This window comes from Paeniroseomonas aquatica, assembly GCF_030409335.1.
Taxonomy (GTDB): domain Bacteria; phylum Pseudomonadota; class Alphaproteobacteria; order Acetobacterales; family Acetobacteraceae; genus Belnapia; species Belnapia aquatica.
In genome coordinates this window covers 25,241-49,475 of sequence record NZ_JAUFPN010000195.1, presented here as the reverse complement: position 1 = coordinate 49,475, position 24,235 = coordinate 25,241, and the positions used below count along the sequence as shown (strand labels likewise).

Annotated in this window: 24 protein-coding genes; 6 read left to right on the top strand and 18 right to left on the bottom strand. The window is 72.7% G+C overall.

The annotated features are described in order from the left end of the window. Window positions 1–8: 8 nt before the first annotated feature. Both QWZ14_RS24700 and QWZ14_RS24695 read right to left on the bottom strand, forming a co-directional pair. Window positions 9–1,130 carry a methyltransferase gene (locus QWZ14_RS24700; RefSeq protein WP_290319640.1) on the bottom strand — a complete coding sequence of 374 codons (1,122 nt, stop codon included), beginning with the start codon at window positions 1,128–1,130 and terminating at the stop codon, window positions 9–11. A gap of 15 nt (window positions 1,131–1,145) precedes the next feature. Beyond that, window positions 1,146–2,015, bottom strand: a complete 870-nt coding sequence (locus tag QWZ14_RS24695; RefSeq protein WP_290319639.1) for a polyprenyl synthetase family protein — start codon at window positions 2,013–2,015, stop codon at window positions 1,146–1,148. 200 nt (window positions 2,016–2,215) lie between these two features. Between QWZ14_RS24695 and QWZ14_RS24690 the strand changes: the two genes are divergently transcribed. Continuing rightward, entirely contained in the window at window positions 2,216–3,001 is a 786-nt protein-coding gene (locus QWZ14_RS24690; protein ID WP_290319638.1) for a DUF2189 domain-containing protein, read from the top strand. Here the strand turns inward: QWZ14_RS24690 and QWZ14_RS24685 are convergent. Further along, window positions 2,998–4,017 carry a phytoene/squalene synthase family protein gene (locus QWZ14_RS24685; protein ID WP_290319637.1) on the bottom strand — a complete coding sequence of 340 codons (1,020 nt, stop codon included), beginning with the start codon at window positions 4,015–4,017 and terminating at the stop codon, window positions 2,998–3,000. The two genes, QWZ14_RS24690 and QWZ14_RS24685, sit on opposite strands and share 4 nt — an antisense overlap. A 97-nt stretch (window positions 4,018–4,114) precedes the next feature. Here QWZ14_RS24685 and QWZ14_RS24680 point away from each other — a divergent pair, with 97 nt between their 5' ends. After that, a complete protein-coding gene (locus tag QWZ14_RS24680) occupies window positions 4,115–4,555 on the top strand; it encodes a YqaA family protein (RefSeq protein ID WP_290319636.1) in 441 nt (146 codons plus the stop codon). Window positions 4,556–4,596: 41 nt separating this feature from the next. Next, window positions 4,597–6,090, top strand: a complete 1,494-nt coding sequence (locus tag QWZ14_RS24675; protein WP_290319635.1) for a phytoene desaturase — start codon at window positions 4,597–4,599, stop codon at window positions 6,088–6,090. Here the strand turns inward: QWZ14_RS24675 and QWZ14_RS24670 are convergent. Then, window positions 6,087–6,818 (bottom strand): hypothetical protein, encoded by a 732-nt coding sequence (locus QWZ14_RS24670; protein ID WP_290319634.1) that lies wholly within the window; start codon window positions 6,816–6,818, stop codon window positions 6,087–6,089. The two genes, QWZ14_RS24675 and QWZ14_RS24670, sit on opposite strands and share 4 nt — an antisense overlap. Window positions 6,819–6,910: 92 nt before the next feature. Between QWZ14_RS24670 and QWZ14_RS24665 the strand changes: the two genes are divergently transcribed. Further along, window positions 6,911–8,272 (top strand): cytochrome P450, encoded by a 1,362-nt coding sequence (locus tag QWZ14_RS24665; RefSeq protein ID WP_290319632.1) that lies wholly within the window; start codon window positions 6,911–6,913, stop codon window positions 8,270–8,272. After that, entirely contained in the window at window positions 8,269–9,414 is a 1,146-nt protein-coding gene (locus QWZ14_RS24660) for an ATP-grasp domain-containing protein (protein ID WP_290319630.1), read from the top strand. The genes QWZ14_RS24665 and QWZ14_RS24660 overlap by 4 nt, the downstream gene beginning before the upstream one ends. On the opposite strand, the gene QWZ14_RS24655 is transcribed toward QWZ14_RS24660, so the two are convergent. Beyond that, window positions 9,389–10,321 carry a carotenoid 1,2-hydratase gene (locus QWZ14_RS24655; protein ID WP_290319629.1) on the bottom strand — a complete coding sequence of 311 codons (933 nt, stop codon included), beginning with the start codon at window positions 10,319–10,321 and terminating at the stop codon, window positions 9,389–9,391. The genes QWZ14_RS24660 and QWZ14_RS24655 overlap by 26 nt on opposite strands. Beyond that, a complete protein-coding gene (gene crtD, locus QWZ14_RS24650; protein WP_290319628.1) occupies window positions 10,318–11,802 on the bottom strand; it encodes a 1-hydroxycarotenoid 3,4-desaturase CrtD in 1,485 nt (494 codons plus the stop codon). Before crtD ends, QWZ14_RS24655 begins: the two co-directional genes overlap by 4 nt. A 148-nt stretch (window positions 11,803–11,950) precedes the next feature. Here crtD and QWZ14_RS24645 point away from each other — a divergent pair, with 148 nt between their 5' ends. Further along, window positions 11,951–13,429, top strand: a complete 1,479-nt coding sequence (locus QWZ14_RS24645; protein ID WP_290319719.1) for an alpha/beta hydrolase — start codon at window positions 11,951–11,953, stop codon at window positions 13,427–13,429. Here QWZ14_RS24645 and QWZ14_RS24640 read toward each other — a convergent pair. The 12 genes from QWZ14_RS24640 to puhA form a co-directional block, all read right to left on the bottom strand. Further along, complete coding sequence (locus QWZ14_RS24640; protein ID WP_290319627.1) at window positions 13,404–14,714, bottom strand: DUF3422 family protein; 1,311 nt, start codon at window positions 14,712–14,714, stop codon at window positions 13,404–13,406. The two genes, QWZ14_RS24645 and QWZ14_RS24640, sit on opposite strands and share 26 nt — an antisense overlap. After that, window positions 14,711–15,607 carry an alpha/beta fold hydrolase BchO gene (bchO, locus tag QWZ14_RS24635; RefSeq protein ID WP_290319625.1) on the bottom strand — a complete coding sequence of 299 codons (897 nt, stop codon included), beginning with the start codon at window positions 15,605–15,607 and terminating at the stop codon, window positions 14,711–14,713. The genes QWZ14_RS24640 and bchO overlap by 4 nt, the downstream gene beginning before the upstream one ends. After that, on the bottom strand, window positions 15,604–17,349 hold the full coding sequence (locus tag QWZ14_RS24630) for a magnesium chelatase subunit D (protein ID WP_290319624.1): 1,746 nt from the start codon (window positions 17,347–17,349) through the stop codon (window positions 15,604–15,606). The genes bchO and QWZ14_RS24630 overlap by 4 nt, the downstream gene beginning before the upstream one ends. Continuing rightward, window positions 17,349–18,380 (bottom strand): magnesium chelatase ATPase subunit I, encoded by a 1,032-nt coding sequence (bchI, locus tag QWZ14_RS24625; RefSeq protein WP_290319623.1) that lies wholly within the window; start codon window positions 18,378–18,380, stop codon window positions 17,349–17,351. The genes QWZ14_RS24630 and bchI overlap by 1 nt, the downstream gene beginning before the upstream one ends. A 58-nt stretch (window positions 18,381–18,438) precedes the next feature. Continuing rightward, window positions 18,439–18,702 carry a high-potential iron-sulfur protein gene (locus QWZ14_RS24620; RefSeq protein WP_290319622.1) on the bottom strand — a complete coding sequence of 88 codons (264 nt, stop codon included), beginning with the start codon at window positions 18,700–18,702 and terminating at the stop codon, window positions 18,439–18,441. A gap of 102 nt (window positions 18,703–18,804) precedes the next feature. Continuing rightward, the gene (gene hemA / locus QWZ14_RS24615; protein ID WP_290319621.1) at window positions 18,805–20,016 is read right to left on the bottom strand and encodes a 5-aminolevulinate synthase; all 1,212 of its coding nucleotides are present in this window, start codon (window positions 20,014–20,016) and stop codon (window positions 18,805–18,807) included. A 38-nt stretch (window positions 20,017–20,054) separates the two neighbouring features. Then, window positions 20,055–20,897 carry a putative photosynthetic complex assembly protein PuhE gene (gene puhE, locus QWZ14_RS24610; RefSeq protein WP_290319620.1) on the bottom strand — a complete coding sequence of 281 codons (843 nt, stop codon included), beginning with the start codon at window positions 20,895–20,897 and terminating at the stop codon, window positions 20,055–20,057. Between the two features lie 16 nt (window positions 20,898–20,913). Next, window positions 20,914–21,984, bottom strand: a complete 1,071-nt coding sequence (acsF, locus tag QWZ14_RS24605; RefSeq protein ID WP_290319618.1) for a magnesium-protoporphyrin IX monomethyl ester (oxidative) cyclase — start codon at window positions 21,982–21,984, stop codon at window positions 20,914–20,916. Continuing rightward, the gene (locus tag QWZ14_RS24600) at window positions 21,981–22,298 is read right to left on the bottom strand and encodes a hypothetical protein (RefSeq protein WP_290319617.1); all 318 of its coding nucleotides are present in this window, start codon (window positions 22,296–22,298) and stop codon (window positions 21,981–21,983) included. The genes acsF and QWZ14_RS24600 overlap by 4 nt, the downstream gene beginning before the upstream one ends. After that, complete coding sequence (gene puhC / locus QWZ14_RS24595) at window positions 22,295–22,771, bottom strand: photosynthetic complex assembly protein PuhC (RefSeq protein ID WP_290319616.1); 477 nt, start codon at window positions 22,769–22,771, stop codon at window positions 22,295–22,297. Before puhC ends, QWZ14_RS24600 begins: the two co-directional genes overlap by 4 nt. A 17-nt stretch (window positions 22,772–22,788) precedes the next feature. Next, entirely contained in the window at window positions 22,789–23,445 is a 657-nt protein-coding gene (puhB, locus tag QWZ14_RS24590) for a photosynthetic complex putative assembly protein PuhB (RefSeq protein ID WP_290319615.1), read from the bottom strand. A gap of 11 nt (window positions 23,446–23,456) precedes the next feature. Beyond that, window positions 23,457–24,233: a photosynthetic reaction center subunit H gene (gene puhA, locus QWZ14_RS24585; protein WP_290319613.1), complete on the bottom strand. Its 777-nt coding sequence runs from the start codon at window positions 24,231–24,233 to the stop codon at window positions 23,457–23,459. Window positions 24,234–24,235: the final 2 nt, after the last annotated feature.

Here is a 24,235-nt window from a genome sequence, read left to right as displayed (position 1 = left end):
CGGCGGTGTCAGGCTGGCTTGGCAACCATGACGCGGGCGAGCAGCGGCGTGCTGGTGGGCAGCAGCTTCAGCGCGCCGAAGCCGGCGGCGCGGAGCAGGGCTTCCAGCTCCGTCGGCGTGCGGGCGCGGCCGGTGCCCATGGCGAGGAGGTAGAAGCCGAAATAGGCCTCGGCGATGGGCTCGGCGCCGGGGGTGCCGGACATGGGCTCGGCCAGCAGCAGGGTGCCGCCGGGGGCGAGGGCGCGGCGGGCGGCGCGCAGCAGCAGCAGCACGCGGTCGTCGTCGTGGTCGTGCACCACGCGGACCAGGCTGATGAGGTCGGCGCCCTCGGGCAGCGCATCGGCGCCGAAGTCGCCGCCGAAGCACTGCGCGCGATGGGCGAGGCCGGCCTCGGCGAAGCGGGCGCGGGCGCGTTCGGCGACGGCGGGCAGGTCGAACAGCATGAGCTGCAGGCCGGGCGCCGCAGCCGCGGCGGCGCGGAGGAAACTGCCGTCGCCACCGCCGACATCGAGCAGGCGCTTGTGGCCGCGCAGCGGATAGGCGCCGAGGATCTCGGCGGCGATGATCGGCTGGGAGGCCGCCATTAGGGTGGTATAGGCGGCGACCTGATCCGGGCGCAGCGCCGAGGGGCGGTCGGTCTCGGCATAGGGCCAGTAGCCGGAGAGGCCGTTCCCTCCGCGATCGCGGCGCAGCAAGGCGACGGGGTCGGCGAGGTCGCCGTAGACCATGGCATGGTGCTCGACCATCGCCGTGACGGCCGGGTTGTCCACCATGGCGGCGCCCAGCGCGCCGAGGCCCCAGCGGCCGCCGCGGCGCCTGGCGACAAGCTTGAGCGAGGCGGCGGCGTTCAGCAGCCGCAGCGTCGCATCGGGCGAGAGGGCGAGGCGGCCGGCGAGCGTCGCGGTATCCTGCGGGCCTTCCGTCAGGATCTCGAACAGCCGCAGGCGGACGCAGGCGAGCAGCACCTGGGAATAGACGAAGCCGGCGCAGAGATCGAAGAGCGCGCGCACCCGGCGGCGCACCACCGGCCGGGTCAGCGGGAAGCGGGTGGCGAGCTGGCGGAAGCGCGGGCTGGCCAGGATGCGGTCGTAGTGGTCGCGCAGCCGGTCCAGCAGGCGCGGTTGCTCCATCAGGCTCGCCGACACTCAGGCGGCCCGGGCCGCGAGGCTGCGCGGCAGCAGGCGCTGGGTCTCGAGCAGGATGACGGCGCGAAGGTCGGCGGCGCCGGGGCAGGACGGGATGGCGCCGACGGCATCGGCGGCCAGCGCCCGCAGCCGGTCGATGGCACCGTCGAGGCCGAAGAGCGCGACCGCATTGGGCCGGTGATGCGCGGCATCCTGTCCGATCGGCTTGCCCAGTTCCTCCTCGTCGGAGACGGCGTCGCGGATGTCGTCGGCGACCTGGTAGGCCTCGCCGAGGCGGTCGCCGAGCCGGCGCCATTCGTCGGGGTTGGCCCCCGAGGCGGCGGCGCCGGCGGCGGTCGCCGCGGCGAAGAGGGAGCCGGTCTTCTGCTGCTGGTACTGCGCCAGGTCGCAGCGCGGCTCGCTCTCCCAGCCCTGGCCAGCGACGATGCCATGCGGCATGCCGACCGAATCGCCGATGGTGAGGATCAGCCCGCCCAGCCGCTGCGGCGCGCCGGCCGCGGCGCGGGCCATGATCTGGAAGGCGAGGACGATCATCGCATCGCCGGCCAGCACCGCCAGCGGCTCGCTGAAGGCGCGGTGGACGCTGGGCTTGCCGCGGCGGGTCGCCGCATCGTCGAAGCAGGGCAGGTCGTCGTGGATGAGCGAGGCGCAGTGCAGCAGCTCGATCGAGGCGGCGGCGGCATCGGTCAGGCCGGGCTGGTCGTCGCCGCAGGCGCCGGCGACGGCGAGGCAGAGGCGCGGGCGGATGCGGGCGCCCCGCGGAAAGACGGCGTAGCGCATGGCCTCCGCCAGGCGGGGCGGACTGCCGGGCGAGGCGGCCAGGTCCATGGAGGCGTTGAGGGCACGCTCAATCCGCGTCACGGCGTCCATGGAACCTCCCACCGAAGCTGCCCACGGAATGCGTGTCAGCTTTTGTTGTCGGCTGGAAGTGTCATTCTTAATGGACAGAAGCGTCAATCAGTTTTGTCATCGCGGGATGGTGATCCCTGCCGGTTCGTATGGCAGTGCCATATCAGTGGGCGAAGTCTCGGCTCCAGGTCGGGGTCGGGATCCCTCAAGGGAGTACGCCCATGGCTATCGCCTGGACCAATGGCGCCGCGCTCGAGGTTGCCGATCCTGTCATCCACCGCATCGGCCTGCCGGACCTGCGGCAGGCATTGGCCAAGGGACGGGATGATTTCCTCGCCACGCCGACGCAGCTCGTCTTCCTCTGCGTGCTTTACCCGATCGTCGGGCTCGTCGCGGCGCGGATGCTGGCGGGGGACAACACCATCCAGCTGATCTTCCCGCTGGTGGCGGGGCTGTCGCTGGTCGGGCCGGTCGCGGCCGTGGGGCTGTACCAGATCAGCCGGCGGCGGGAACGCGGCGAGCCGGCGAGCTGGCTGAATGCCTTCGACGTCCTGCGCGACCCGTCCTTTCTCTCCATCGCCGGGGTGGGGCTGCTGCTGACGGTGGTCTTCGTCGCCTGGCTTGCCGCGGCGCGGGCGATCTTCGAGGCGACGGTGGGCCCGGTCCCCGGCAGCTTCGGTGCGCTGGCGCAGGCGGTGTTCCACACCCCGGAAGGGCACCGGCTGATCCTGCTGGGCAACCTCGTCGGCTTCGGCTTCGCCGTCGCGGTGCTGATGCTGACGGTGGTCTCGGTGCCGCTGCTGCTGGACCGCAATGTCGGCATCGCCACGGCGCTGCGGACCTCGATCCGCGCCTGCCTGGCCAATCCGCTGCCGATGGCGGTCTGGGGGCTGATCGTCGCCGTGCTGCTGATGCTGGGCTCCCTGCCCGCCTTCATCGGCCTGGCGGTGGTGATGCCGGTGCTGGGGCATGCGACCTGGCACCTGTACCGCCGGGTGGTCGGCTAGGCCGGCGGGCTCGCCTGCCGGCGGTCCTGCGCCAGCAGGAAGAGGTCGACGAGCCGGCCGATGCCGGTCTCCTCGACCACCGGCCGGCGCGGGATGGCCTCGACCAGGTAGCGCGTCGCCTCCAGCGGCGGCGCGGCGAGGGCCCGGGCCGGCAGCGCGATGGCGCCGAGGCTGCGGGCCAGCAGGGCCAGCTTGCGGCGCCCTGAGACGACGGCGCGGCGGGAGACGCTGTCGCCGCCGTGGCGCAGCACCTCCGCGCCGATTTCCGCATAGATGTAGCGGGCGGCGCCGATTCCGGGACGGCAGGCCAGCGGCAGCCGGGCGATGCCGGATTCCGAGCGCCGGTAGAGCGCATCGGCGCGGGCCAGCAGGCGGCGGACCACGCGGCCGATGCGGGCATCGAAGACGGGGTTCGCCAGCCAGGCCTCGGGGTCCAGCCCTTCCTCCCGCAGCCAGGCGAGCGGCAGGTAGAGGCGGCCGGCGCGGGCATCCTCCCCCACATCCCGGGCGATGTTCGAGAGCTGCATGGCGACGCCGAGGTCGCAGGCGCGGGCGACGACCTCGGGCGCGCGGGCGCCCATCAGCAGGGTCATCATGGCGCCGACCGAGCCGGCGACGCGGGCGGCATACTCCTCCAGCGCCGCGATGGTCTCGTAGCGGCGGCCCTCGCGGTCCCAGGCGAATCCGTCCAGCAGGGCGGCGGGCAGGGCGCGGGGGATGCCATAGGCGGTGACGACGGCGGCGAGCGCCCGGTCGGCCGGCGTATCCATGGGCTGGCCGGCGTAGATGGCGTCCAGCCGGCGGTGCAGCAGGGCCAGGGCGCCGAGCGAGCCGTCGAGGTCGATGGCGTCGTCGGCGACGCGGCAGAAGGCATAGAGCGCCGCGGCCGGCTCGCAGACCCGGCGCGGCAGCAGGCGGGAGGCGGCGTGGAAGCTTTTCGAGCCGCCCTTGAGCAGGGTGCGGCAGGCTTCGAGGTCGGCCTGGCTCAGCACCGGCCTGCGGCCCAGCAACGGCATTCCGGCGCCCTCCCCTTGTGTCAGATTTATCCGTCACCATAAGTGTAAGCCTGAATTGACAGGCGATGCCAGGGCGAATCGTCGCTAGGATGGCGGCATGACGGCGAGCCTGCTGGCCTGTGCGACCCTGTTCCTCGTCGCCCTGGCCGCGGCGACGATCCTGCCGCTGCAGTCGGAGGCGGTGCTGGTGGGGCTGCTGCTGGAAGGCAGCCTGCCGCCTTGGCTGCTGGTCGCCGTGGCGAGCGCGGGGAATACCCTGGGCTCGGCGGTGAACTGGTGGCTCGGGCGGCAGCTGCACCGCTTCCGCGACCGGCCCTGGTTCCCCTTGAAGGGCGAGGCGCTGGCGCGGGCGGAGGGCTGGTACCGGCGCTGGGGCAAATGGTCGCTGCTGCTGAGCTGGATGCCGCTGATCGGCGACCCGCTGACCCTGGTGGCCGGCGCGCTGCGGGAGCCGCTGCCGGTCTTCCTGCTGCTGGTGGCGATGGCGAAGACCGGGCGATATGCGACGCTTGCCTGGGTGACGCTCGGCCTGAGCTGAGCCATGCTGGCGCCCAAGAAACCACCGTGCAGGGAAAGCCGATGTCCGAGACCCGCCCTCATGCCATCGTCATCGGCTCCGGCTTCGGCGGATTGGCGGCGGCGGTGCGGCTGGGGGCGCGGGGCTTCCGGGTGACGGTGCTGGAGAAGCTCGATGCGCCGGGCGGCCGGGCCTATGTGTACCGGCAGGATGGCTTCGTCTTCGACGCCGGGCCGACCATCATCACCGCGCCCTATCTGCTGGAGGAGCTCTGGGCGCTGTGCGGGAAGCGGCTGGCCGATGACGTGGACCTGCGCAGCATCGACCCCTTCTACCAGATCCGCTTCGACGACGGCACGGTGATGCGCTGCACCGCCGACCTCGACGCGATGCGGGCGGAGGTACGGCGGATCGAGCCGGAGGATGTCGCCGGCTTCGACCGCTTCATCCGGGACAGCGAGGCGATCTACAACATCGCCTTCCTGCAGCAGGCGGCGCAGCCCTTCCACAAATTCATGACCATGCTGGCGGCGGCGCCGGACCTGCTGCGGCTGGGCGGGCAGCATTCGGTCTTCAACAAGGTCGGGCAGTATTTCCGCAACGAGAAGCTGCGGATCGCCTTCAGCTTCCACCCGCTGCTGATCGGCGGCAATCCGCTGACCACCACGGCCTACTACTGCCTGATCGCGCATCTGGAGCGGACCCATGGCGTGCATTTCGCCATGGGCGGGACCGGCGCGGTGGTGACCGGGCTGGTCGGGCTGATCGAGGGCCAGGGTGGGGTGCTGCGCTACAACGCCGAGGTGGAGCAGGTCACCGTCGAGGCGGGCCGGGCGACGGGCGTGCGGCTGGCGGATGGGGAGGAGATCCCGGCGGCCATCGTCGTCTCCAACGCCGATGTCGCCTGGACCTATGGCAGGCTGCTGTCGCGCCACAAGCGCCGCCGCTGGACCGACCGCAAGCTGAAGCGGGCGCGGTATTCGATGAGCCTCTTCGTCTGGTATTTCGGCACCAACCGGCGCTTCGAGGATGTCTATCACCACACCATGGTGCTGGGGCCGCGCTACCGCGAGCTGCTCGACGACATCTTCACGAAGAAGCATCTGGCGGAGGATTTCAGCCTGTACCTGCATCGGCCGACGGCGACCGATCCGTCGCTGGCGCCGGCGGGGTGCGACGCCTTCTACGTGCTGGCGCCGGTGCCGCATCTCGGCGGCGGCGTGGATTGGCGGGCCAAGGCGGAGCCCTACCGGGCGGCGATCCAGCGGCGGCTGGAGGAGACGATCATGCCGGGGCTGGGGGAGACGATCGTCACCTCCCGCCTGCTGACGCCGCAGGATTTCCAGGACCGGCTGCTCTCGGTGAATGGCGCCGCCTTCTCGCTGGAGCCGCAGCTCTTCCAGAGCGCCTGGTTCCGGCCGCACAACCTCAGCGAGGAGGTGGCGGGCCTCTATCTGGTGGGCGCGGGGACGCATCCGGGGGCGGGGCTGCCGGGGGTGGTCTCCTCGGCGAAGATCCTGGACGAGGTGGTGCCGGACGCGGCCAGCTTCCGCTAGGCGGCGGCGGTGCGGCGGGTAGGCGGCTTCGCCAGCTTGCGCCACTGGTACAGGATGATGGAGATGCCGGTGACCAGCGGGATCGACCAGGTCACCGGATGCAAGGCGAGTTCCGGGATGACGCGGACCGAGCCGAAGGCGAGGAAGGCGGTGTAGACGGAGATCCCGGCGCCGACGAGCGCCTTGATATGCTCCCGCAGCCAGGCCTGCGGCGCCGGCGTCGGGTTCAGCAGGAATCGCAGGTTGGTGACGCCGGTGGCGACGCCGACGAGGGAGATGCCCATCATCAGCGGCTGGCCGATGAGCCAGCCCTGCACCGCGCAATTCACCGCCGCCAGGATCACCGCGGCCTGCAGCGCCAGGTTCAGCCGGGTGCGGTTGGCGGCATGGTTGCGGCGGTTCTTGATGCAGAGCCAGCCGTACCAGGCCAGGTTGATGGTCAGCACCCCCATGTGCAGCATCATCCAGCCGAAGATGCCGCGGATGAAGCCGGGCTCGAAGCGGCCCTCGAGATGCGGATGCGTCGCCATCGGCTCGAAGGTGGTCAGCAGCGCCATGAGCACGGCGCAGCAGCCGGTGGCCAGCATGGCGAAGGTGAAGACGCGGCCCCAGCGCTTGTGCTCCGCGCCGCCCTTGCGCGCCAGGATCGGCACCCAGAAGGCCAGGGCGCCGGTGCTGCCGGTGACGATGTGCCCGGCGACCAGGGTGTGAAACAGGGCCAATTCCATGGGACGGCGTTCCGCGGCTCCGGCTGACAGTATGCATTGACAGTATGTAGTGTAAACCTAAACTGACGTCCGGCCACAGCCTGGAGGTTCCGGTGTACTGCCCCCCGAGACCGAAGGCCCGCTCCGCCCTTGTCGCCCTGGTACGCGCCGCCCTGCAGGGCGACGGCAACCTGCTCGGCCTGCTGCCGGCCGAGGCCTACCGCATGAAGATCGGGCCGCTCGGCTATTCCCGGCGCTCGACCATCATCGTCAACCAGCCGGACCTGGTGCGCCACGTGCTGCTGGACCCGCAGGGGATCTTCCCGAAGAGCGACCTGATGGTGAATGCGCTGGAGCCGCTGATCGGCGACAGCATCTTCGTCAGCAGCGGCGCGACGTGGAAGCGGCAGCGGGCGATGATCGACCCGGCGCTGTCGATGATGCGGGTGAACCGGGCCTTCCCGGCGATGCAGGCCGGCGTGGATGCCTGCGAGGCGACGCTGGAGGAAGCCGCCGGGACCGGCGCCCCCTTCTCGCTCGACCTGGCGATGAGCCACCTGACGGCCGACATCATCTGCCGCACCGTCTTCTCGACCACCCTGCAGACCCAGGTGGCGCACGACGTCTTCGACGCCTTCACCGTCTTCGAGCGCAGCGTGGCCCAGGTGGAGATCCGCCGGCTCATCATGGACCCGGCCTGGACCCGCGTGCCGCAGCAGCCGGGGGTGCTGGAGGCCTGCCGGCTGATCCGGCACCAGCTGGGCGAGCTGCTGGACACCCACCTGCTGGGGGATGGGCGCAGCTTCGACGACATCGCCGCGGCGGTGATCGCGGCGCGGGACGACCTGGGCGGCCGGGCCTTCACCCGGGAGGAGCTGATCGACCAGCTCGGCGTGCTGTTCCTGGCGGGGCATGAGACCAGCGCCAGCGTGCTGACCTGGGTCTTCTTCATCCTGGCGACGCAGCCGCAGGTGGTCGCGCGGATGCGGGCGGAGATCGACGCCGTGGTCGGCGACGGCCCGGTGGAATTCGAGCACACCAAGCGCCTCGTCTTCGTCCGCAACGTCTTCCGCGAGACCCTGCGGCTCTACCCGCCGATCACCTTCCTGCCGCGCATCGCCAACGAACGGACCATGATCGGCGACTACCCGGTCAAGCGCGGCGCGTTGGTGATGATCGCGCCCTGGACCCTGCACCGGCACCAGGAGTACTGGCGCAACCCCGACCAATTCGACCCCGACCGCTTCCTGCCGGAACGCGAGGCCGAACTGACGCCGGGCGCCTATATCCCCTTCGGCCTGGGGCCGCGCATCTGCGCCGGCGCGGCCTTCGCCACCATCGAGGCGACGCTGCTGATCGCCCGGCTGTTCCGCCGCTTCGACTTCAAGGTGCGGGACGCGGAGAAGGTGCGCCCGGCGGCGCGGCTGACGACGCGGCCGGCGGAGCAGATCCTCTGCACCGTGGCGCGGCGGTGAAGACCGTATTGCTGACGCTGGGGCGGCTGCCGAAGGCGCTCGACCTGGCGCGCAGCTTCGCCGCCGCGGGCTGGCGGGTGGTGGTGGCCGAGCCCTTCCGGCGGCACCTGGCCGGCGCTTCCCGCCATGTCGCGCGCAGCTACCAGGTCACCGCGCCCGCGGTGGACCGGCACCGCTACCTCGCCGAACTCGCCGATGTCGTGCTGCGGGAGGATGTCGGCCTGGTGGTGCCGATCTCGGAGGAGACGATGCATGTCGCCTTCCTCGCCCCGCTGGTCGGGCCGGAGGTGCGCGTCTTCACCATGCCGCCGGAGGTGGTGCTGCCGCTGCACGACAAGCACCGCTTCATCCTTCGCGCCCGGGCGGAGGGGGTGGCGGCGCCGGAGACGGTGGCGCTCGGCGACCCGGCCGCGGCGGCGATGGTGGCGCGGCAGGATGTGGTGGTGAAGCCGGTCTATTCCTGCTCCGGCCGCGGGGTGCGGATGCTGCCGCGCGGTTCGCCGCTGCCGCGGGACGAGGCGGCGATCGTCCAGGCCTTCATTCCCGGCGCGATCTACAGCACCTGTTCCCTCGCCCATGGCGGGCAGCCGGCGGTGACGGTGGTGTACCGCGCGGTCACCCTGTCCGGAAGCGTCGCGGTGGCCTTCGAGCGCGTCACCGACCAGCCGGCGATCGAGGCCTGGGTCACGCGCTTCATCGCCGGCACCAGCTACAGCGGCTTCATCTCCTTCGACTTCGTAGTGGATGAGGCGGGCAAGCCCTGGGGGATCGAGTGCAACCCGCGCACCACCAGTGGCCTGCATTTCCTGGCGCCCGAGGACCTCGCCCCGGCGATCGTCGCGCCGGGCACGGCGGTGCGCTTCCGCCCGGACCGCCAGCTGCAGCAATTCTGGTCCTGCCTGACCGAGACCCAGCACGCCTTCGGCGACTGGCCGCGCTTCCGCGCCAACCTGCAGCAGCTGGTCGGCACCCGCGACGTGACCTGGCACTGGCGCGACCCGCTGCCGCTGCTGACCATGCCCTATACCGCCTGGCAGATCATCGCCATGGCCCGCGCCCGGGGCGTGCCCTTCGGCGAGGTGGCGACGCTCGACGTCGGCTGGTACGGCGATCCCGTCAGCGCAGCGGCCGCGGCACCTTGAAGGGCAGCATGGCGTACATCGCCGGCGAGCGGAAACGGTCGAGCGACAGGCTCTCATGCACCGCCGTCGCCTCCTGGCCCAGCAGGTGGGTGCGGATCTCGCTGCGGGAATAGAAGGGCGTATCCTCCAGGCTGCGGACCACGCGCGCGGCGCCGGTCTCGGATCGCGTGGGGCGTGGGATCAGCCAGCGCGTGCGCGGCAGGTCCACCCGCGGCGGCGGCTCGAAATCCTCGACCACACCGTTGCGGCCGACGCGCAAGGCCAGGGACTGGGAGGTGCCGTCGCGGCGCTCGGCGTTGTAGAGCACCGCCGTCGCCTCCTCCATCGGCGCGCGGCACCAGTCCCAGCGGATGAAATCCTGCTCCAGCGGCGCGCTGCCGGCATTGGTGTCGAAATAGGCGGGGCCGGACCAGCGCAGCGCGGGGCTGGTGAACGCGACCTCGACGCGGGATCGCGCGGCGATCGGCTGCCACTGATGACGGCCATCGGCATCGAGCTGGAAACGCCGCTCGGACAGCGCCTGCGGCCGCAGCCGGACGGTGCCGCTGAGGCGGGAGGGGATGGGCGCGGTGGTCTCCTCGATCCGGATGGTCAGCGTCTCGCCGTCCCAGGCGAGGCTGCTGGGGCCGATCTCGAGGTGATCCGCGTCGCGCCGCAGCGCATCGCGGCGGCGGTCGGTCATCGCCCAGCGGCGCGGGTTGCCATACAGCGCGACGTTGAGGCAGCAGTGGTTCTCCGGGTCGCCGCCGCCGCCCCGCCGCGCCAGCGCGTACCAGGGCGAGAAGACCGTGCCGATGAAGGCGATGAGGGTGATGCCGTGCCGGCCGTCGTCGCTGAGGGCATCGACATACCACCAGCAATAGCCGCGCGGCGGCACCGATTGGTCGAAGGCCCAGGCGCGGCTCATGCCGCCTCCCCCAGCACGGCGGCGGCGGCGAGCCGGCCGGACAGCGTGGCCATCGGCACGCCGGCGCCGGGATGCGTGCTGCCGCCGGCGAGGAACAGCCCGGCCAGCTTCGTGCGCGATCCGGGCCGGCCGAAGGTCGCCTGCCAGCCATGCACCGACTGGCCATAAAGCGCGCCGCCGGTCGCCGGGAACAGCGCATCGAACCCCGTGGGCGTGGTCAGCACCGTGCGCTCCGGCGCGCGGTCCAGCCGCAGCCCGGCGCGATCCAGCAGCGCGAAGGCGGCCCGCTCGGCAGCGGCGACGGCGGCCTCGGGCAGCGGGCGGTAGTCGCCGCGGGCGGGGGCGTTGATCAGGCAGAGCAGGCGCTCGGGGCCCTCGCGCGCCGCATCGTCGTCGCCGCGGTCCTGGGCGCAGACATAGACGGTGGGGGTCGCGGGCAGGCTGCCACGGCTGGTGAGGTCGGCGAATTCGCCGGCATAGTCGCCGGAGAAGAAGACGTTGTGCCGCAGCAGCGGGAAGCCTTGCGTCCGCGCCGTCAGTGCCCAGGTCACCGCCGAGAGCGAGCGGCCCGCGCGCGGCACGGCACCCACCGCCTTCGCCGCCGCCGCGCCGAAGCGCCCGGCGGCCAGCGCCGCCACGTCGGCATTGGCGATGACGGCGGCGGCCGGGATCACCTCGCCATCGGCCAGCCGCACGCCGGTGGTGCGGCCATTGGCGGCGAGGATCTCGGCCACCTCGGCGCCGTAGCGGAAGCCCGCACCCCGGGCGGCGGCGAGATCGGCGACGGTGCGGGCCACCCGATGCATGCCGCCCTCCACCAGCCAGACGCCGGATTGCTCGACATGGGCGATGAGCATCAGCGTCGCCGGCGCGAGGAAGGGCGAGGAGCCGACATAGGTGGCGTAGCGGCCGAACAGCTGGCGCAGCCGCGGGTCCTTGAAATGCTCGCCGAGCGCGTTCCACAAGGTGCTGAAGGGCGAGGTCGCCAGCAGCCGGCCGACACCGCCGAGCCCGGCGCGGGCCACGAGCGAGACCGGGCTCGGCCGGGCGCCGCGGATGAAGGGCCCCTCCAGCGCCGCATAGGTCCGGCGGGCGCGGGCGCAGAAGTCGAGGTAGCCGCGCGCCTCGGCCGCGCCGGCGAAGCGGCCGATGGCCGCCGCCGACTGCTCGATGTCGGCGAACAGGTCCAGCCGCGCGCCGCCGTCCCAGGCATGGCGCGCGAGGGTGGTGACGGGCTGCAGCGTGAGATGCTCGGCCAGCGTGGTGCCGGCCTGGGCGAAGAGCTCGTCGAAGACCCAGCGCATGGTGAAGACGGTCGGGCCGCCGTCGATCCGCGCCTCGCCGATGGCGATCTCCCGCATCTTGCCGCCGGGCGTCGCGGCGCGTTCGAGCACGAGCACCTCCATGCCGCGCGCGGCGAGCGCCAGGGCCGCGGCGAGGCCACCGATGCCGGCGCCGATGATCACCACGCGGCGGCTCATGCAGGCTGCTTCATTCTTGGCTCCCGTGTGGCCCGCGATGATGGGTCGGCAACAGGATGCAGGTCAATCGCCGTCGCTGTTCCACGCCACGCGTCCATGCCAATCTTCGCGGTGCATGCAAAGCTTTCGACGAACCGCCGCAGTGGCGATGGCGCTGCTGGCGCTGGTGGGCATCGGCCTCGGGCTGGCGCGGCTGCGCGCGGCGCGCGCGGGGCTGCAGGTGGAACGGATCGCCGTCGGGGAGGTACCGGCGACGGTGTTCCGCCAGCCCGATGCGACGGGGCCGGTGGTGGTGATCGCGCATGGCTTCGCCGGGTCGCAGCAGATGATGCAGCCCTTCGCCGATACCCTCGCCCAGGCCGGCTATGTCGCGGTGACCTTCGACTTCCCCGGCCATGGGCGCAATCCGCAGCCGCTGTCGGGCGGGCTGCGGGATGATGCGGCCGCCGCCGGCGCATTGCTCGATTCGCTGGGCCGCGTGGTCGCGGCGACGCGCGGGCTGGGCGACGGGCGGCTGGCGCTGCTCGGGCATTCGATGGCCTCCGACATCGTCGTGCGCTGGGCGCTCGACCGGCCCGAGGTCGGGGCGACGGTGGCGCTCTCCCTGTTCGGCCCCAAGGTCACCGCCGACCGGCCACGCAACCTGCTGGTGGTGGTCGGCGCCTGGGAGCCGGCTTTCCTGATCGGGGAAGGCCGCCGCATCGCCGGCATGGCGACGCCGGGCGAGGTGGCGGAGCGCACCACCTACGGCCGCTTCGCCGATGGCACCGCGCGCCGGCTGGTCCTGGCCCGCGGCGTCGAGCATATCGGCGTGCTCTACAGCCGGGACAGCCTGGCGGCGGCGCGGGACTGGCTGAACCAGGCCTTCGGCCGGAGCGGCGGCGGCCGGCTCGATGTCCGCGGCGGCGCGCTCGGGCTGCTGTTCGGCGGGCTGCTGCTGCTGGCCTGGCCGCTGTCGCTGCTGCTGCCGCGGGTCGGTCCGGGACAGGGCGCGGGGCTCGGCTGGCGGCGGCTCTGGCCGGTGGTCTTCGGACCCGCCATCGTCACGCCGCTGCTGCTGCGGCTGCTGCCGACCGAGCTGCTGCCGCTGCTGCTCGGCGACTACCTCGTGCTGCATTTCGCCCTGTACGGAGCGCTGACGGCGGCGGCGCTGTGGTGGCGCGGGGCGCGGCGGCCCGGGCCGATCGCGGCGCCGCGCTTCGCGCTGGCGGCGGCGGCGGTCGCCGCCTTCGGCATCCTCGGCTTCGGCCTGCCGATCGAGGCCTTCCTGACCAGCTTCTGGCCCACGCCGCACCGGCTCTGGCTGGTGCCGGCGATGCTGGTGGGGACGCTGCCCTGGTTCCTGGCGGATGAATGGGCGACGCGCGGGCCGGGCGCGGCGCGCCTCGCCTATCCCGCGACCAAGCTGGCCTTCCTGCTGTCGCTGCTCGGGGCGGTGGCGCTCGACCCGCCGCGGCTGTTCTTCCTCATCATCATCGTGCCGGTGATGCTGGTCTTCCTCACGGTCTACGGGCTGTTCGGCGCCTGGGCCAACCGGGCGACCGGCACGCCGCTGGTCGCCGCCACGGCGCATGCGCTGGCGCTCGCCTGGGCCATGGCCGTCACCTTCCCGATGGTGGTCCGATGAGCCTCGACCGGCGCGTCACCATGTGGCGGATCTGGCGCACGCCGAGCGCCACCGCGACCGCCACCAGCGGGATGGCGATGCCGGTGACGAGATCGACGTCAAGCCTCATGCCGCCGGCCTTCAGCCCCTTGGCGACATAGGCGACCAGCCCGACGATGTAGTAGGTGACCGCGGCGATCGAGAGGCCCTCGACCGTCTCCTGCAGCCGCAGCTGCAGCTGCGCCCGGCGGTCCATGTTCGCCAGCACCACCTGGTTCTGCAATTCGCGCGTCAGGTCCACCCGGGTCGAGAGCAGCTGCGTGGCCCGGGCGACGCGGCGGGACAGCGCGTCCTGCCGGGCGGCGACGGCGCGGCAGGTGTTCATCGCCGGGGCCAGCCGGCGCTCGGTGAATTCCTGCAGGGTCTGCATCCCCTCCATGCGCGTCTCGCGCAATTCGGCGATGCGGCGCTGCACCAGCTCGTAATAGGCATCGGCGGCGCTGAAGCGGTACAGGGTCTGCGCCTCGCGGCTCTCGATCTCGGCGGCGAGGCGGGTGAGGCTCTCGAGCAGGCCGGGCTCGTCCGCCGGGCCGGCCGAGACCAGCGCGGCGGTGATCTCGGCCAGCTTGCGCTCGGCGGCGGTGAGGTAGGGGCCGATCTCCCGCGCCAGCGGCAGGGCGAGGAGCGCCAGCATCCGGTAGGTGTCGATCTCCAGCAGCCGCTGGATGATGCGGCCCGCCTGGCGCGGGGTGGTGCTGCGGTCCTGCACCAGGAAGCGGCTGAAGCCGCCGGTATGGATGCGGAAATCGGTGAAGACCCGCGCCGCCCCGCCGGAGACGGTGCCGCCGACCAGCCAATTGCCGGCGAAGAGCCGCTCCGAGAGCCGGTCGATGTCGGCCAGCGCCGCCTCCCCCGGCACCAGCGCCAGATGGGCGGCGACCATCAGCTCGCCGGGCAGCGCCTGCACCCAGTCGGGCGGGACGGCGGCGATGGCGGGATCGGCGAAGGGATCCTCCCCGGCGCCCGGAGCGATGATCATGAAGCGGCTGAACTCGGTGTGCCGCTCCCACTTCAGCCGGAAGGGGCCGAGGTCGGCGCTGAAATGGCTGGCGCCCGGCAGCGGCGGGGCGACGGCGGAGCGGCGGGCGAGGTCGCAGACCGCCTCCCAGGAGGCATCGCGGCGCAGCGGGTCGGCCAGCAGGGCGAGGTAGGAGACCCGCAGGCTGGGCGCCATCGCCTCCGGCGGCCGCGCATGGACCTCGTCGTTGAGCTCGAGCCGCTGCGGATGCGAGGCCGGGAGGATCATGCCGGCGCGAGCGCCAGCACCCCCGCCTCGGCGGCGATGCCCTCGATGACCGCGGCGACCCGCGCCGGCTGCTCCTCATGCGCCAGGTGGCCCAGGCCGGGCAGCGGGACGATGCGGAGCGCCGGCAGCATCGCGCGCAGCCGCCTGGCATCGGCGGGCGGCACGGTGCGGTCGGCGCCGCCGACCAGCAGCACCGGCGGCGGGGCCAGCCGGCGCAGGTCGCGCAGCAGCGGATGCAGGTCCCAGTGCGCCATCATGCCGAGCGCCGCGGCCACATGCGCGGGGCGGCGGACCAGCCGGGCGTAGAGCTCCACCCCCTCGGGGTCCAGCGCCGAGCCGGTGTCGCGCAGCAGCCGTTCGACCACCGCGCGGTCCCCGGCGCGGCGGGCGAAGAACCAGGGCACCGCGGGCACCCCCGAGAGCAGCCGGGCGATCGGCGAGAAGACCTGCCCGGCCAGCCCCTCGAAGGGCAGCAGCGCGGCATTGAGGCCGATGAGGGCGCGGGGGGCGATGGCGCCGTCCAGCGCCATGCGGGCCAGGATGGCGGCGCCGGCCGAATGCCCGGCGACCAGTTCGGGCCGCTGGCCGAGCGCGGCGAGCAGCGCCGCCAGGGCGCGGGCCATGTAGGGCAGCGAGAGCCGGCCGCCGGCCGGGGCGGTGGTGAAGCCATGCCCCGGCAGGTCCGGGGCGACGACGGTGAAGCGGCGGGCCAGCAGCGGCAGCAGGCCGCGCCAGGAATGGGTCGCGGCGCCGGTGCCATGGACCAGCAGCAGCACCGGCCCCTCCCCCGCCTGCTGGACATGCCAGCGCAGCCCGCCGGCCTGGACGAAGCGGCTGGCGGCGCGGTTGGGCCAGTCGCGGCCGTCGTTCTCCCACTGCGGCCGGTCGCTCATCGGCCGGCGCCCCGCATCGCCTGGGACCCGGTGCTTCGCACCGCCTGAGACAAGGTGGCGGCATCGGCCATGGGCAGCGGCAGGTAGCGGGCGCCCATCTCGGCCGCCAGCCGCCGCCCGGCCTCCTGCGGCCGCGGCGAGGTATCGACCAGCAGGCCGGTGAGCCGGGCGGCGCGGCAGGCGCGGGCGGCCTCATGCGCCTCCGCCTCGGCCCGGGGGCGGCCGCCCTTGCCGTCGCGGGCGACATTGGCGCGGCCATCGGTCAGCAGCACGACCAGCGGGGTCTGGCCGCGGCGGCGGATGGCCTCCGCCAGCAGCAGCGCCTGGTCCAGCGCCGCCGCCATGGGCGTGCCGCCGCCGCCCGGCAGACCGGCCAGGCTGCGCTTGGCCCGCACGAGGGAATTGGTGGGCGGCAGCAGCAGCTCCGCCGTGGTGCCGCGGAAGGCGATCAGCGCCACCTTGTCGCGGCGGATGTAGCAATCGGCCAGCAGCAGCTCGACCGCGCCCTTGGCCTCGGCCAGGCGGTTCAGCGCGGCGGAGCCGGAGGCGTCCACCACGAAGATGGTGGCGGTCTCCGACTTCTCCCGGAAGCGGAGGATGCGGAGATCCTCGGGGCGGATCGCCAGCCGGCCGGAGGTGGCGCCGCGCAGCCGCTGCCAGGGCGCCGCGGCGCGCAGCGTCTCGACCAGGGCGAGGCGGCTGCCGCCGCGCAGCGCCCCGGCGCGGCTGCCGATCGGCCGGCCGCGCTTCGGCGACTGCTTCTGCTGCCCGGCCTTGCCGGGGGCGCTGGCCCGGCCGGGGCCGCCGGCGAGGCGCAGCTGGTTGAGCAGCCCGGCGGGCATGCTGGCGGCAGCGGCGGCGAGCAGGATGTCCTGCAGCGCCTCGGCCTCCGGCGGCGGCGGCGGCGGGGTATCCTCGGGCGGCGGCTGGTCCTCGGGCGGGGGCGGCTCGGGCTCGGGCGGCTCGGCGGCGGGAAGCTGGGTGGCGCGGGGGCCGAGGACGCGGCGCGCGGCCAGCGCCGGCTCCACCTCCGTCACCGCCGCGCGGCCGGCCAGCGCCGCCGCCGCCCGGGCCACCCGCAGCGCCAGCAGCGGGGCGCGCAGCGAGCCGATGCCGAGCGCCAGGGCGGTGCCGCAGAGCGCCTCCAGCACGTCGGCCCCCGCCGTCACCGCGGGCAGCAGGGCGCGGGCCGCGGCGAGGTCCTGCACCGGCGGCAGGGGCGCCTCGCCGGCCCGGAGCGGGGTCAGGTCCAGGCGGAAGGCCAGGCGGTCCAGCAGGGCCGCGGGCGGCGCCTCCTCCGGGCCGATGCCCTCATCCAGCGCCACCACGCCGAGGCGGGCGTCGGCACGGAGGGCGAGGCCGTCGCGTTCGGCGGCGACCCGGCCGGTATCCTGCACCGCGGCGAGGCGGGCGGCGGTGCCGGGGCCCAGCCGCTCGGCCATGGCGAGCAGGATGATGCCGCCATCGGCCTCGGCCAGCAGGCCGCGTTCCGCCACCGGGCGGCCGGCCCGCAGCGTGGCGGCGAGGTCGAGGCCGCCCAGCAGCCTACCGTCGGCGATCCCGGCCGGTACCCGCCGCCAGGGCGTCCCCGGCGGCAGCAGCGCCCGCAGCGCCTCCAGCCAGCGGTCGCGCACCGGCCCGGGCAGGGCATGCAGGCAGGCCCCCCCGGCCCCGGCGGGGTCGATGGCGAGCAGGGTGGCGGCGAGCACGGCGTCCCCCCAGGGCGAAGGGACCTCCGCCATCACACGCCGAACAATTCCTGGACGGCGCGCTCGACCCGGGTGGTGGAGACCGCCTCGTCCAGCGGGTTGCGCCGCAGCCGGTGGCGCAGCGCCGGCGGGGCGACGCGGCGGAGCGCGGCGTCATCCACCGCATCGCCGCCCTCGAAGGCCGTCAGGGCGCGCGCGGCGCGGATCAGCGTGAGTTCGCCGCGCAGCCCGTCGGTGCCGAGCGCCATGCAGAGCCGGGCGGCCCGTTCCAGCGCCGCCTCGGGCACCTCGATCGCGCCCAGCCGGGCGCGGGCGGCGAGGATCCGGCTCCGCAGCATCGCCTCGGCGTCCGACCACGCCGCGAGGAAGCCGGCGGGGTCGCGGTCGAAGCGGTCGCGGCGGCGGATGACCTCGATGCGGCTGGGCAGGTCCTGCGGGGTGGCGACCTCGACCGAGAGGCCGAAGCGGTCGAGCAGCTGGGGCCGCAGCTCGCCTTCCTCGGGGTTGCCGGAGCCGACCAGGACGAAGCGGGCGGGGTGGCGGATGCTGAGCCCCTCGCGCTCGACCACGTTCTCGCCGGAGGCGGCGACGTCGAGCAGGAGGTCCACCAGGTGGTCCTCCAGCAGGTTCGCCTCGTCGATGTAGAGGAAGCCGCGGTTGGCGCGGGCCAGCAGGCCGGGCTCGAATGCCTTCTCGCCATGGGCCAGGGCGCGCTGGATGTCGAGGGCGCCGACCACCCGGTCCTCGGTCGCGCCGAGCGGCAGGTCGACCACGGCGACCGGCGACAGGTGGCCGGGCAGCGGCCCCCCGGCGCGGCGGCTGCGGCAGTCGGGACAGAGCATGCGGTCGTCGCTGGGGTCGCAGCGGTAGGGGCAGCCATCGACCACCGGGATCTCGGGCAGCAGCGCGGCCAGGGCGCGGACCGCGGTGGACTTGCCGGTGCCGCGGTCGCCGAAGACGAGCACGCCGCCGATGCCGGGGTCGACCGCGGCGACCAGGATGGCGAGCTTCATCTCGTCCTGGCCGACGATGGCGGAGAAGGGAAAGGCCGGGCGCCCGCTCATGCCGGCCTGCCTGGATCTGCCGGCAGGAACTGGTGCGGCGAGCGGCCGCCCCCCCGGACTACGCCGGCTTGGCGGCCCAGACCGCGCACCAGCCTTCCGGGCTGATGTCGCCGGAGACGATGGCGCAGGCATTCGGCGCCTGGAAATGCAGGCAGCCGCTGCACTTCTGCCCATCCTTCGGCGTTGCCTGGTACATGACCATGGCGGGGGCCAGCTTGTCCTGGGCCTTGGCCCGGCGCGAGCCGAGGCCCAGGCCGAGCGGGGCGATGGCAGCTAGGCCGGCGGCCTGGAGTGCGGCGCGGCGGGTCTTCTGGTCTTGCATCAGCTTCGGTACCTCCCGTGTTCAAGCAACGCCAGTAGCCTGGGCATGGTTTTGGATTTGCCAATCTCCGACAAAATAACTTCCAAGTAAGCTTTTGCATGGTCACGCGGCGCGCTGCAGGCTGAACTGCGACCAGATGCTGGACAGCGCCTCGACCAGATGGTCGATGTCGGCGGCGGTATGCAGCGGGCCCGGGGTGATGCGCAGCCGCTCAGTGCCCCGCGGAACCGTCGGGTAGTTGATCGGCTGCACGTAGATTCCGTAGTGGTCCAGCAGCAGGTCGCTGATCTGCTTGCAGACCACCGGGTCGCGCACCATCACCGGGACGATGTGGCTGGGGTTGTCGAGGTGCGGCACCCCGGCCTCGTCCAGCCGGCGGCGGACCTCGGCGGCGCGGGCATGCAGCCCGTCGCGCTCGGCGCTGCTCTCCTTCAGGTGGCGGATGCTGGCGACCACGCCGGCGGCGACCGCGGGCGGGATGGCGGTGGTGAAGATGAAGCCCGAGGCATAGCTGCGGACGAAGTCGCACATGGCGGCCGAGCCGGCGATGTAGCCGCCGACCACGCCGAAGGCCTTGGCCAGCGTGCCCTCGATGACGGTGAGCCGGTGCGCCACGCCGTCGCGCTCGGTGATGCCGCCGCCGCGCTGGCCGTAGAGGCCGACGGCATGGACCTCGTCGATATAGGTCATGGCGCCGAATTCCTCGGCCACGTCGCAGATGGCGGCGATCGGCGCGATGTCGCCGTCCATCGAGTAGACGGATTCGAAGGCGACCAGCTTGGGCGTCTCCGGCGCCAGCTCGGACAGGATCCGGCGCAGGTCCTCGGGGTCGTTGTGGGCGAAGACCCGGCGCTCGGCGCGGCTGTGGCGGATGCCCTCGATCATCGAGGCATGGTTCATCTCGTCGGAGATGATGACGCAGCCGGGCATGCGGGAGGCCAGCGTCGAGAGGCTGGCCCAGTTCGACATGTAGCCGCTGTTGAACAGCAGCGCCGCCTCGGTGCCGTGCAGGTCGGCGAGTTCCTGCTCCAGCAGGACGTGGTAGTGGTTGGTGCCGGCGATGTTGCGGGTGCCCCCGGCGCCGGCGCCGCATTTGTCCAGCGCCTCGTGCATCGCCGCCAGCACCTTCGGGTGCTGGCCCATGCCGAGGTAGTCGTTGGAGCACCAGACGGTGACCTGCTGGTTGCCGCGCGGACGGTGGTGCGTCGCATAGGGGAAGGAGCCGGCCTGGCGTTCGAGGTCGGCGAAGACCCGGTAGCGGCCTTCGCGGTGGAGGGCGCCGATCTGCTTCCGGAAGAATGCTTCGTAGTTCATTGTCCCTCCCTCCGGCCCCATGGGGCCTTGTCTGGTCGTCAGGCGACGGGGCATGGCGCGCGGAGCGGCCCCGTCACCGCCTTGGTCTCAGCCGGCGGCGGGGCGGCAGGCTCCGGCGCCGCGGCACGCGACTTCATGCTCCAGTTCCACAGCGCCTCCGCAGGAATGGGCAGCACCAGGAACCAGTGCTCCAGGATCGCCAGCGCGGTGAGCACGCCGAGGAAGGTGAAGCCCGCCGCCTGGAAGTCGTCGGCGCTGGCGCCGAAGGCCCGGTGGAAGAACCAGGCGCAGAGCAGCGTGCCGAGGGTGACCGAGGCCGGGAACAGCAGGTTCATCGGCTTCCGCGCGAAGAAGCTGCCGAGGTACTGCAGGTGCGGCGGCAGGAACTGCTCGTTCAGGTTCCGGGCGCCGAGGAAGACGTTCAGCTTGGCCGACTGCCGCATGCCCCAGAGCAGCAGATAGGTGTAGGTGCCGATCTGGTTCGGCTGGCCCCAGGTGGCCCAGACCACCGCGACGGCGCCGAGGATGATGGCGAGCTCGTGGTACAGGATCGTCATCACCGCCAGGCGAAAGCGCGGCCAGCCGGTGCAGCCCTCCGGGCAGCGGTCCCGCTGCGGCCCGGTGGCGTAGCCCATCAGGAAGGCCATCTCCTGCCAGGCCCAGGCGAGCAGCCCGCAGGAGAAGGCGCAGTAGGCCCCGGTGGGCGAGGCATCCGCGCTGCTCGCCGCCAGCCCATACAGCCCCGCCACCAGCACCGCCGAGGCCGCCAGCATGCTCCAGCGGTAGGTCCGCGCCGGCAGCCCGTCCAGCCAGATGATCAGCCCGGTGCTGAACCACCAGATGAACAGCGCGAAGAGGGTGGGGAAGCCGTGGTCGGCCATGGCGCGGTGCGGCCCTCTACCAGGCCGGCGCCATGCGGATCTCGGTCGGCAGCGGCGCGTGCTTGCCGGGCAGCAGGTAGAGCCGGGCGAAGGTGGCGGCGGCGGCGATGCTGAGGCCGATGCCCTTCGCCTTGCCGGCAATGCCGCCCTGCGCCTTGGCCGCGGCCATCCGCTCGGTGATGCGGAACAGCCGGTCGAGGCCGCGGCGCATCACCGGGTGGTCGGTGTCGAGGGTGACCGGGAAGACCTGCTTGCAGATCTCGGTGCAGGTCTCGAAGACCTTGTGGTCGTAGTCGGTCGGCGTCATGCCGAGCGCCTTGTGGAACTCCGGCCGGGCATGGTCGCGCACGTACATGGTGGCATAGACGGCGAGCTGGAAGAACTTCACCCAGAGCTTGTTGCCGCCCTGCAGCAGCTGCGGGTTGGCCCGCATCAGCAGGGCGAAGGCCTCGCCGTGGCGGAACTCGTCGTTGCACCACTTCTCGAACCACATGAAGATCGGGTGGAAGCGCAGCTCCGGATGCCGCTCGAACTGGCGGAAGATGGTGATGTAGCGGGCATAGCCGATCTTCTCGCTGAGGTAGGTGGCGTAGAAGATGAACTTCGGCTGGAAGTAGTGGTACTTCTTGGCCTTGGTCAGGAAGCCGAGGTCGACGCCGATGTTGATGTCCTTCAGCGCGTCGTTAATGAAGCCGGCGTGCCGGGCCTCGTCGCGCGACATCACGCCGAACAGGTCCTTCATGTCCGGGTTCTTCACCCGCTTGCGGATCTCGGCATAGAGCACGCAGCCGGAGAACTCGGCGGCCACCGAGCTGACCAGGAATTCCACCAGCTCCTTCTGCAGCGGCGCCGGCAGGGCCTCCAGGCGGAAATCGTCGAAGGCCTCGGTGCGGACGAAATGCCCCTTGTTCAGGTCCTGATGGAATTCCGCCATCAGCGCATCCCATTCGGCCCGCACGGCGCTGACGTCGATGCGGTCCATCGCGTCGAAGTCGGTCGTGTAGAACCGCGGGCTGAGCACGGTCTCGGTGGTGGCCTGGCGCGTCGTCTCGTTCAACGGCCGGCGGGCGGGGGTGACGGCGTTCATGGCGCTTCCTTGGGCTCGAAGCCGCAATGATAGAGTTCGGTGAGTTCCAGGATGGCGGAGAACTCGCACCAGGCCCGCTCCAGCCAGCCGGCGCGGATGACCGTGGCGCGGCACTGGTAGCGGACCGCCTCGCCGTAGGGGATGCCGGCGGGGGCGCCGTGCACCACCACGCGGTCGCCGGGGCGCAGCATCACCCCCTCCGGGATGGCATGGGCGTGCAGGCTGTCGAAGGTCTGCTCGATGTCCACCGAGCAGGCGACGTCCTCGGTCCTGCGGCCGCCGATCCAGGCGAGAAGATTGGCCGGCATGCTCATCGTGCACCCTCCCTCAACATGAGGAGCCTAGCGAAGGATTCCCGGTTCGTGGAGCCAAAAGCGTCGAGTCCCAGCATGCGTCCGGTCAGCGGATCGCTCAGCGTCAGCTGCCCGTCCGGCCATGCCGCCAGGCGCACCGCGGCGCCGGGGCCGATCTCGTGCTGGCGCCGTTCCCGCGCCAGCGCGCGCAGCGTGCCGCGGATGAAATTGTTTGAGCCGGGCTCGAGCCGGGTGACCTCCGCCTGGCTGTCGGCGTCGCGCACCAGGACGCCGCCGTCGGCCAGGTCGAGGAAGACGAGGGAGCGCGCGGCCAGCGGCGCGCCGGCCGGCAGCACCGGCGCGCCCATGCCGGTCAGCCGCGCCGCCGCCGTGCCCAGCACGACCAGCAGGACCAGCAGGCCGACCCCGAGGAGGGGCCGGCGCGCCAGATAGACCGGGCGCGGGGGATGGGGATGGCCGGCGGGTTGGTGCATGGCGGGTTCCTCCCGGCTCAGGCGGCGGCGGGATGCTGCCGGGCGTCGCCCGCGGCATCGGACCGGACGGCATCCGCCAGCGGCTGCACCGGCATCGCGGCGTCGGCGGCCAGCGCCCGCGACAGCAGCTGCGCCAGCTGCGCCGCCTCCGGCACGCAGCGCAGGGTCGGCTGCCCCCGGCGGTAGTGCCAGGGGCGCACATGCGGCCAGAAGAACAGGTAGGAGATCCGCTGCGACGGCACCAGCGCCAGGCTGATGTCGCCGCTGCCATCCGGATGGACGGTGACGGCCGCCGCCTGGATCACCGTGAACGGCAGGTTCGCGGTGATCGGCAGGGCGATGCCCAGCCGCATCACCAGCCGGCGGTTGGTGACGGTATAGGCGGTGCTGCGCGCCGCGAGCCAGCCGAAGGCCAGCACCACGGCCAGGGTGGCCAGCGCGAAGGGGGTGAACCACAGCGCGTTCCACGCCGCGACGGCGGGGGCGGTCCCCTCAAGCAGGGCGGCCACGGCATGGGTGGCGAGCAGCAGGGCGAAATACCCGGCCAGCAGCGGCAGGTGCAGCGCTCGCCGGGTCAGCGCCCGCCAGTCCGGCCTGCCCTGCCAGAGGATCCGCTCGCCCGCGGGAAGCTGCTCCGGCAGGCCCCAGATCGGCTCGTTCTCATGTTCCCTCACGGCACGGATCCTCAGACGACAGGGCCGAAGCGGGACGGGGTCGCATACATGTGGCCGCCGGCGAAGTAGCCGCTGATGCGGTCCTCCTCGCGCAGGGTGATGGTGTCGGGATTCTGCAGGCCCGGCGCCTCGAGGAACTGGTGCGACATGACGCTGACGACGTTCACCTCGCGGCGGTTGCGGTCGATGGTCGCCAGGAACATCGGGAAGACGATGCGGCGCTGGCCGGTGGTGCCCTCGGCGTCCGCCTCGAGGTAGCGGATCAGCATGTCCGAGCGGTCGACCCAGGCATCGACCACGGTGCCGGCGACGCGTCCGTCGGCGGTGATCACGGCGAAGCCCACCGGGTTCGGATCCTCCGCGGCGATGGAATAGGCCGGGGCGGTGCGCAGCGGTACGATCTTCGGGGTGTTGTCGTCGAAGGTCATGTCCGAGACATCGGCGCGCAGCGCATAGGAGGCCGGGCCGACGCCATCGGCCATCGGGTTGCCGAGCGGCTGCAGCGGCGCGCCGGGCAGCAGGCCGAGCGGGCTGAGCAGCCCGGTCAGGTCGCGCTCCGGCGTCTCCGGCACGATGCGGCCGTGATGCAGGGTCAGGAACGACTTCGGCGGCGGCGGGGTCATCGGGTTGCGGACCACCAGCTCGCCGCGCACCTCGTTCAGCAGCGGGAAGCCCTCCCGCCGGCTCTCGCGCACGAGGTAGTAGATCAGCGCGGCGAAGGCGACCCAGAACACATAGAGCGAGATCAGGGCAAGATCGACATGGGTGTTGATCAGTTCCGATTGCATGG